This is a genomic window from Anaeroplasma sp. (assembly GCF_034179385.1).
Taxonomy (GTDB): domain Bacteria; phylum Bacillota_I; class Bacilli_A; order Acholeplasmatales; family Anaeroplasmataceae; genus Anaeroplasma.
The window spans coordinates 1-8,732 of record NZ_JAXFPY010000124.1; the positions used below are offsets into that span (position 1 = coordinate 1).

Annotated in this window: 7 protein-coding genes; 6 read left to right on the top strand and 1 reads right to left on the bottom strand. The window is 32.4% G+C overall.

The features are described from left to right. The first annotated feature begins 339 nt into the window (after positions 1–339). Positions 340–657, top strand: coding sequence for a cupin domain-containing protein (locus SPJ17_RS08515; RefSeq protein ID WP_321094745.1), 318 nt, complete (start codon positions 340–342; stop codon positions 655–657). A 128-nt stretch (positions 658–785) separates the two neighbouring features. On the opposite strand, the gene SPJ17_RS08520 is transcribed toward SPJ17_RS08515, so the two are convergent. Next, positions 786–1,160, bottom strand: coding sequence for a metal-dependent transcriptional regulator (locus tag SPJ17_RS08520; RefSeq protein WP_321094747.1), 375 nt, complete (start codon positions 1,158–1,160; stop codon positions 786–788). A gap of 197 nt (positions 1,161–1,357) precedes the next feature. On the opposite strand from SPJ17_RS08520, the gene SPJ17_RS08525 reads away from it, so the two are divergent. The 5 genes from SPJ17_RS08525 (at position 1,358) to gltX (ending at position 8,613) form a co-directional block, all read left to right on the top strand. Then, entirely contained in the window at positions 1,358–4,435 is a 3,078-nt protein-coding gene (locus SPJ17_RS08525; protein ID WP_321094749.1) for a DEAD/DEAH box helicase, read from the top strand. Between the two features lie 105 nt (positions 4,436–4,540). Continuing rightward, positions 4,541–4,909 carry a transcriptional repressor gene (locus SPJ17_RS08530; RefSeq protein WP_321094751.1) on the top strand — a complete coding sequence of 123 codons (369 nt, stop codon included), beginning with the start codon at positions 4,541–4,543 and terminating at the stop codon, positions 4,907–4,909. 17 nt (positions 4,910–4,926) lie between these two features. Further along, complete coding sequence (locus SPJ17_RS08535; RefSeq protein WP_321094753.1) at positions 4,927–5,520, top strand: rubredoxin-like domain-containing protein; 594 nt, start codon at positions 4,927–4,929, stop codon at positions 5,518–5,520. Between the two features lie 112 nt (positions 5,521–5,632). Then, on the top strand, positions 5,633–6,859 hold the full coding sequence (locus SPJ17_RS08540; RefSeq protein ID WP_321094755.1) for a trypsin-like peptidase domain-containing protein: 1,227 nt from the start codon (positions 5,633–5,635) through the stop codon (positions 6,857–6,859). A gap of 74 nt (positions 6,860–6,933) precedes the next feature. Further along, entirely contained in the window at positions 6,934–8,613 is a 1,680-nt protein-coding gene (gltX, locus tag SPJ17_RS08545; protein ID WP_321094757.1) for a glutamate--tRNA ligase, read from the top strand. The last annotated feature ends 119 nt before the right edge of the window (positions 8,614–8,732 follow it).

The window sequence follows — 8,732 nt, forward strand, 5'->3', positions numbered from 1 at the left end:
AAAAAAATAAACCTTTTAACGATTATAGGAAACTCATTGATTTGTTACCAACTTTTTTATGCAATGTAGTTGGTAATAAAGGTTGGTTATAAAACGAATATTTATGAATTGTTAAATGAATTATTTCAATACAAAAAAGAATAGAATGGTTTGAATATAAAAAAAATTGTTATCAACCCATTGTTTTGGGAGAGTGTGTTTCTTTCTTATCGAATTCTTTAGGCATTAGTAGGTAAGAAATATGGTTGTTTCATTTTAAGAAGTAATGATGAATCGCATAAAATAGTTGGAACAACTTTTGATCCATATCATGATGAAAAGAAAAGGAGACGGAAAAATATGATTGAACAAATTTTTAAATTAACACAAGGAAATGAAAAAACAATTGAAAAGGTAATTATTGATGAAAATATACACTATATGCATATGATTTTGAATAAGGGTGAATGTCTGCCAGAGCATTTTTCAAATGCAAAAAATGTGTATATTACAGTTGTTCGGGGAACATTATCAGCGACTTTGAATGAACAGGAAACACATGAATATCAGGCAGGAACAGTATTAAAAATTCCATTCCATACAAAAATGAGCTTAAAAAATGCTTCTTTAGAAACACTTGAGTTTATTGTTGTTAAAGCACCGGCGCCAACTTGCTAAATTCTTATTTATCGAGTAGTTATAGGAGTATACACTTGTATTAAATTGTGTAACGGTACTATCTTAATAATTTAAGTCTCAGAAATAAAAAATATGGCCTTTGGATGATTTCAAAGGCCTTTATTGTTTTATTTTTTTAAATTTTCTATATAATATCTTTTAATTGCGTTCCAAGACGCATCCGATAGGTCATGCTCTAATCTACATGCATCTTTTTCCGCATTTTCACTATCTACACCAAGCTTTTCTAATATATGAGTTAATATTTTATGACGCTCATAAATTTTATTTGCAACATTCATTCCCTTTTCTGTTAAATGGAGATGATTGTTTTCATCAATGGTTATATATCCACTTTCTCTTAATTTTTTTAATGCAATGGATACGCTAGGCTTTGAAAAGCCAAGCTCATTTACTACATCAATTGCATGGACCTCGGGCTTTCTTTCAGAAACCATTAAGATTGCTTCAAGATAATCTTCCCCAGATTCGAATAGTGCCATAATATCGTCCTCCCTAAGTTGTTGCTATATCAATTATACCAAAAGTGATTTTTAAAATAAAGAATAGGATGTTATTTTTTATTTTTGGGATTTTATTGTAATTTAAATAACAATTTTTATAAAAGTGGTTTCATAAGCATTCAATTTTTCAAAAAACGTGGTATAATTTACGAGTTGACACAAAAGGAGACATGAATATGACACTGAGCGATTATTTGTATAAATTTGAAGGGAATAACATTTTAAAGCTATATCTAGATAATGCAATGAAATCACCAGAAATGTATGTTGAGGTAAAGAAGAAAATATCTGGATATGAATTCATACCTACCCAATTATTTTTGGATGCAGCCGGGGGAGTAAAATCTGCAAGCTTAGAGATTTCTATGGATTATAGTATCATGCAGGGCTATTGTGGTTGTGTTCAATTCTATAAGAATAATATTTGTGTTCATGAGGTAGCTTTATATGCTATAGGATTATATATTATTGATCCTGATTTTTATGAGGATGAAATGGATAGGCTGGAGCAAAAAAAGCTTGAGATTAAGCATAATGAGATTATGGAGCTTTTATCAAACTCACTTAAGAGTGTAAATACCTACTTTGGCTCTGTGAGATTAGTTCCTGTAATTGAAGAGGGTGAAAAAGATTATTTACTTTCTGTTAAGATTGGCTATGATAAGGATTATGTCGTAAAGGATATTGCCCAGTTTATTCAATTGACAGAAAAGGGAGAATTCCATTCCTATGGACAAAGATTAGAATTTTATCATTCCTATGAATCCCTAGATTCTGTTTCAAAGGATTTTTATTCCTTCTTAAGAAATATTGTTAATGGAGAGAATATTAAATCTATTGAGATTCGTAAATCTCAATTATTAAAAATATTAGAAATCTATGCTGGAAATAGCTTATATTTTAAGACAATTAGTGAAGAAAAGGCTACATTAAGAACTGTAAATCGAGTAACAGATGTTGAAATTGCGCTTGATGCAAATTATTTAAAGATTGTACCACCAATGGATTCATCCTTACTTGTTAGTGGTGTAAATCATGCTTATTTTATGAATAATGATTTCATTTATACATATACCTATAAATCTCGTATGGAGGCTAAGCTTTTTGATGGTTTATATAAGGTAGATGGTGCCTTAATTATTGATGTAAATTCAGAATCCTTTATTTCTAATTTATTACCATTAATTAAAAATAGTATTACCATTGATAATGAATTCTATGAGAAATATCCAGTACCTGATATTAAAATAAATTCTTATTTTACTTATTTAGACAATAAGGTTATTTTAAAGCCAAAGATTGCATGTAAGGAAATTGATAGGAATAGTCCATACATCAAGCAATTACTTGATGGTTATTTAACTACAGTAGTGAATTATGGATTGATTAAAGAAAATAAAACATATGTTTTATCCTCTATTGAGGATCAATATAAATTCTTAACGAGTGACTTATCCCCAATTAAAGCCTTTGGTGAGGTATTCTTTGATGAGGAAATGAAAACTTTAAAGGCAAAGAAAACCAAAAGAACTGCAATTTCTGTATCCTATGATGTTGGATTACTTGATTTCAAATTTGAAAATGAGGATTTAACACCTGAGGAGCTTCAGGCATTATTAAAGGCTTATCATCAAAAGAAGAAATTTATTAAGCTTAAGGATAATACAATACTTGAAATTACGGAAGAGGCTACAAAGGAAATCGATGATTTCTTAGAGGATTTCAATATTTCGATTAATGAATTATCTAAGCCTGTAAGAAAGCCTTTAAATTATTTATTAAAGCTTGTATCTGGTCAGGATACCAACCTATCTATGGATGATGAGGTTGTAAAAATGATTAAGAAGCTTCAAAATTATAAGAAGGCGAATTATGATTTAAATGAGAATATAAAGAAGGATTTAAGAGAATACCAAATGGATGCCTTCAAATGGCTAAAAACATTAGCTAGCTTCAATTTTGGAGGTATTTTAGCAGACGATATGGGTCTTGGTAAAACCCTAGAGGTAATTAGCTTCCTTTCGAGTGATCATTTAAATAAGCCAAGCTTAATTGTATGTCCGATGTCTTTGGTTTATAACTGGGAAAACGAATGCGATAAGTGGCACTTAGATTGTCCTTATTCCTTGATTTTAGGCACTCAAGAGGAAAGAGAAAATATTATTAAATCTATAGATCAAAACAAGAGAGCCTTATACATTACATCCTATGATTCCTTAAGAAGAGATGTATCCTTATATCAGGTGGAATTCCGTTTTGTCATTGCAGATGAGGCACAATTCATTAAAAATCAATTTGCGCAGAAGAGCGAAGCGATTAAATCCTTAAAGAGCGATATGAATTTTGCATTAACGGGTACGCCAATTGAAAATGGCTTAGCGGATTTATGGAGTATCTTTGATTATTTAATGCCAGGATATTTATCGGATTATTCTCATTTTAAATCAAGATATGAATCCTTAATTGCTCATGATGATGTTGAAGCATTAGATACATTAAAGAAGAGAGTTGCTCCATTCATTCTAAGAAGAACAAAGAAGGATGTATTAAGCGACCTACCAGATAAAACAGAAGAATATTATTATTGCAAGATGGAATCTAAGCAAAGAGGCATTTATGATTCCTATGTATTAAAATTAAAAGAGGATATTAAGGCTGGTGGAAATAATATATTAGCCTTATTAACAAGATTACGTCAGATTTGTATTACTCCAGAATTAATCCTTCAGGAGCAATTTGAAAATACAAAGATTAATCTAGCTGCAGATTTAATACGCTCGAGTATCGAAGGTGGACATAGAATATTAGTATTCTCTCAATTTGCCCAAGGCTTTCCTATTTTATCTAGAGAATTAGATAAAATGGATATTAAGCATTTCATCTTAGATGGTACAACGAAAGCGAAGATGAGAATGGATATGGTACAAGAATTTAATTCCAATACAGATATTAAGGTATTCATTATTTCCTTAAAGGCTGGTGGTACTGGACTAAATTTAACTGGTGCAGATATGGTTATTCATATGGATCCATGGTGGAATTCATCTGCAGAGCTTCAAGCTACAGATAGAGCTTATAGACTCGGTCAAACAAAGAATGTATCTGTAATTAAATTAATTTGTAAGGATACCATTGAAGAGAAGGTTATTAAGCTTCAGGAAATGAAGCGTGAGCTTGCAGAAAGTGTTGTTGCACCAGATCAAACTAAGCAAATAAAGCTTTCTACTCAGGATATTTTAAATTTACTAGAATAATGAGGGTTTTCTCGTTATTCTCTTGTTCCATATTGACTCTTTTGTATAAATGGATTATAATCTAATTAAGAATGATTCTTAATAATAATTTTAGGAGGTAGCTTGGTGCAAAGAAGAAACACTGCTCAAAGATTAAGAATTTTAAGCGCAATTGAAGCTTTGGGTCATACGACATCAGAAGAGTTAATTGCATATATGAGTAAGAATAATTCTAATGTTTCCCTAGCAACAATTTACCGAAGCCTTTCAATCATGATTGAGGATGGACAGGTAAGAAAATTAAAATTAGGAGATTCTTTAATTTATGAAATAGTAAAAGAAAAGCATTATCATTTCGTTTGCTTGGGCTGTAAATCTATTTATGATTTAAAGCAAAGCGATGCTATAAAAATCCCCAAAGAGCTTAAGGATTTTCAAGTAGAAGATTGTGATTTAACGTTTTTCGGATACTGTAAGAACTGTAAAAACATATAAGAAAAGAGGACAAAAAAATGAAGAAGTTTGTTTGTAAGGTTTGTGGATATGTCTATGAAGGCGATTCACTTCCTGCTGATTTCAAGTGCCCTGTATGTAAGGCACCTGCAAGTGCATTTATGGAAGTACAAGGTGAAATGCCTTTAGCTGCAGAGCATGAATTTGGTGTTTATGCTAAGACGGTTAAGAATAATAAGGATATTCCTGATGATGTTAAGAAGGAAATCTTTGATCAATTAGTTTCTAATTTCCATGGCGAATGCTCTGAGGTTGGTATGTATTTATGTATGGCAAGAATTGCTCATAGAGAGGGCTATCCTGAGGCTGGCTTATATTGGGAAAAGGCAGCATTCGAAGAGGCTGAGCATGCATCTAAGTTTGCTGAATTACTAGGTTCTGATTTAGAGCCTAACATGACAGATTCTACAAAGAAGAACCTTGCATGGAGAGTAGAATGTGAGTTTGGTGCTACTCAGGGTAAGACAGATCTTGCAAAGCTTGCAAAGAAGTATAACCTTGATGCAATTCATGATACTGTTCATGAAATGGCAAGAGATGAAGCTCGTCATGGTAAAGCATTAAAGGGCTTATTAGATCGTTATTTTAAGTAAGAGGTTGGACTACCTTCGGGCAGTCCTTTTCTTTATATTTTGAAATAATGTTCCCAAATTTTTCACATAATTCGGTATTATAATAGGGTTGTATTTGAAAAGAGGGGTATTTATGAGGAAAAAATATATATTAGGAATTACATCCTTAATGAGTGTATTTTCATTAACATCCTGCGGGATTGGCTATAGCGTAATCGAAAACAATGGAACGATTTATCCTACCAATGCGGTAAGTGGAAATGGTGAGGCTTCTAGCTCAAATGAAAAGAATTTATTATATACACCAGTTTATGCATCAACAAATGCCAAGGTAAATACTTTAGATGAGGCAAGCACTAAGACCTCAGTTGAGGAGACAGTAGAGATGGTTTATGATTCTGTAGTCTCTATTTCTGCCACGAGCGTATATGGAGCATCTGCTGGGTCTGGTGTTCTATTCTCTTATGATGAGACCTTAGGATTTAGTTATATCGTAACGTGTTTTCATGTTATTGAGGGGTATACAAATTTTGAGGTTACCTTATCGAATCAAGAAACCTATCCTGCATATTATGTAGGTGGATATGAGGATTACGATTTAGCCGTTTTATCAATTGAAAAGAAAGATTTAACCTATGCTTCCCTTTATAGTGATTCGAATACCTTAAAGCTTGGCTCAACTGTGGTTGCTATTGGTAACCCACTTGGTACATTACCTGGGTCGGTATCTAGTGGAGTAGTATCCTATGTAAACCGTGTTGTTCAAACGAGCACATATGAATATCAAACCTTAATTCAAACGGATGTTGCTATCAATTCGGGTAACTCTGGTGGAGGATTATTCAATACAGCTGGTGCTTTAATTGGTATTGTTAATGCAAAATATAGCGCTGCAGGTATTGAGGGTTTAAGCTTTGCGATTCCATCGAATTATGTAACACCACCGATTGAAGAAATCTTAGAAACTGCACAATATGATACAGCGAATAAGGTTTGGAGTAGTGGATATATTAAAGGTGATTATGAATATGGTTTTACAATTACATTAGGATATTACACTACAGGTAGTGGCTGGAATAAGAATGTAAATTATGTGTATTATGTATCCGATGTAAATTCAAATTCTACCTATACAGGTAAAGAATTACAAAAATCGGATATTGTTAAGGAAATAAAGGTAGATTATAGTGATGCATCTAAAGAGGATATTACTTATACAGTCTCTACAGATAATGATGTAAATTTATGGTTGAATTCTTTAAGCTTGTCCTTAGATGATACTTTATATTTTACAGTAATAAGAAATAATGAAACAAAAATAGTAGAAGTTGATGTATGCCAGTTCATCTATAATATATAAAAAGAATAGGCTCTCTTTTTCACTTGAAAAAGGGGGCCTTTTCCTATATAATAGGAAAGAATTGAGGTGTTAGAATGGCTAATTATAATGATTTAGCTGAATTGATCTTCCCAGAAATTACAGATACTGTGGAGGATTTAGAGAAGAGATATCCAAAAAGAGATTTACCTTTAGGGGCTATGGTTACAAGATTTGCACCATCTCCAACAGGCTTTTTACATACAGGAAGCTTATTTACTTCCTTAATTAGTGCACGCTATGCGAAGCAAAGTGGTGGAGTATTCTATATAAGACTTGAGGATACCGATACCAAAAGAGAAATTGCAGGTTCTGGTGAATCCCTAATTAAGCAGCTTGCTGTATTTGATGTTATTCCGGATGAAGGCTATATATCCGATAGCGAGGAAAAGGGAAATTATGGTCCATATAAGCAATCGAATCGTGCGAATATTTATAAGACATGTATTAAGCATTTAATGAAGATGGGAAGAGCATACCCATGCTTTTGTAGTGCTGAGGAATTAGCTGAGCTAAGAGCTATGCAAGAAGCAAATAAGGAAATTCCAGGTTATTATGGAAAATATGCAAAATATAGAGATTTCCCGATAGATGATGCCATTGCTAAAATTAAGGCAGGAGATCCTTATATCATTCGTTTTAAATCCTTAGGAGATCACAACAATAAGATTAAATTCCATGATGAAATTCGAGGAGATTTAGAGCTTACAGAAAATGATCAGGATATTGTCATTTTAAAGGGAGATGGACTTCCTACATATCATTTTGCACATTTATGTGACGATCATTTTATGCATACAACCCATATCACTAGAGGCGAGGAATGGTTACCATCCTTACCTATCCATCTAGAATTATTTGATGCAATGGGCTTTGAAAGACCAAAATATGCACATTTCCCTGTAATTATGAAGGTGGAAAATGGAAATAGAAGAAAACTTTCAAAGAGAAAGGATGTAGAGGCTGCAGTTTCTTACTTCCTTGAGCAGGGCTACCCTAAGTATGGATTTATTGAATATTTACTTACTATTGCAAACTCCAATTATGAGGAATGGAGAAATCAAAATCTAGATAAAGATTTCTATGATTTCAAATTATCTTTTGATAAGATGAGTCTTGATGGTGCATTATTTGATTTAGAGAAGGTTGCATCTATTTCAAAAGAAAGAATGGCATACCGTAAGGCTTCTGATTTAAAGGAAGAGGTTAAGGAATGGGCAAAGACCTATAGTCTGGATTTCTATAATAAAATTGTTCGTGATGAGGAATTCTTCACTAAGATTTTAAATATTGAGCGTGAAAAGGAAAAACCTAGAAAGGATTATGCTAAATATTCTGATATTTATCCTATTATTGGATTCTTCTATGATGAGGAATATAACAAGCTAGACTTAAATAATCTTGAGTGGAATCCTCAATTCTCTAAAGAGGATATTAAGAGTGTACTTTTAGATTATGCAAATTCTATTGATCTATCCTTAGATGAGGAGTCTTGGTTTAATTCTATGAAGGAGTTATCTTTAGCTCATGGATTTGCAGATAATGTTAAGGTATGGAAGAAGAATAAAGAAGCCTATAAGGGACACGTTGGTGATGTTACAGGCTTCTTAAGAATAGCATTATCTGGTAGAGGAGTTTGTCCAAATCTTTATTATATCATTCAAATTTTGGGCAAGGATAAAACTTTAGAAAGAATCAATAAAGTTATCGCTACATTAGAACAAAGGGGTAAATAAATTTCCCCTTAAGGAGCTTAGGCTCCTTTTTTAAGTGCTTCAAAGAACTTGAAGTCGCTTTGGTGTGTTCACACCTCTACGTAATAGATATTCTATAGTATGAATATCACACACGCTAC